General features: G+C 76.9%; 1 protein-coding gene. It reads right to left on the bottom strand.

Annotated features, from left to right (window positions below; genetic code table 11):
* Positions 1–603 (bottom strand): SGNH/GDSL hydrolase family protein (locus B9S61_RS10625; protein WP_146064784.1); only part of this gene is annotated, 603 nt, incomplete at both ends.

Genomic DNA, 603 nt, shown 5'->3' with positions numbered 1-603 from the left:
CTCGCGGCGAGCGGCGTCCGGACGCTCCGCCGCCGCCGGCCACAGCCCCAGCGCCGCGCACACCGTCGGCAGCACCGCCATCGCCGCCGTGGCATACCCCTCCACCGAGGGGTGATAGCTGTCCGGCCCGAACAGCTCCCGCGGGTTCGCCGCGAACTCCGGCCCCAGCAGGTCCCCCAGCGACACCGTCCGCCCGCCCTGCTCCACCGCGCCGATCGTCTGCGCCGCCGCCAGCTGCCGCGAGGCACGCCGGGCCAGCCAGCGCAGCGGCTGCCGCACCGGCTCGATCGTGCCCAGATCCGGGCAGGTCCCGACCACCACCTCCGCGCCGGCCGTCCTCAGCCGCCGGACCGCGCAGGACAGATGGCGTACGGACTCGGTGGCCGGCATCCGGTGGGTCACGTCATTGGCGCCGACCATGATCACGCACATGTCGGGCACCCGGGACGGATCCGCCAGCGTCCGCGTCACCTGCCGCTCCAGATCGTCGGAGCGGGCCCCCGGCACCGCGACCGTGGTCAGCCCCACCGGGCGCTCCGCGATCGCCGCCACCCCCGACGCCAGCAGCGCGCCCGGCGTCTGCCCGCCCCGGTGCACGCCCTG

The sequence above is a fragment of the Streptomyces sp. SM1 genome, assembly GCF_002910825.1.
GTDB classification, from domain to species: Bacteria; Actinomycetota; Actinomycetes; order Streptomycetales; family Streptomycetaceae; genus Streptomyces; species Streptomyces okerensis.
The sequence above is the reverse complement of the archived record's forward strand: the minus strand, read 5'-3'. Positions and strand labels throughout refer to the sequence as shown.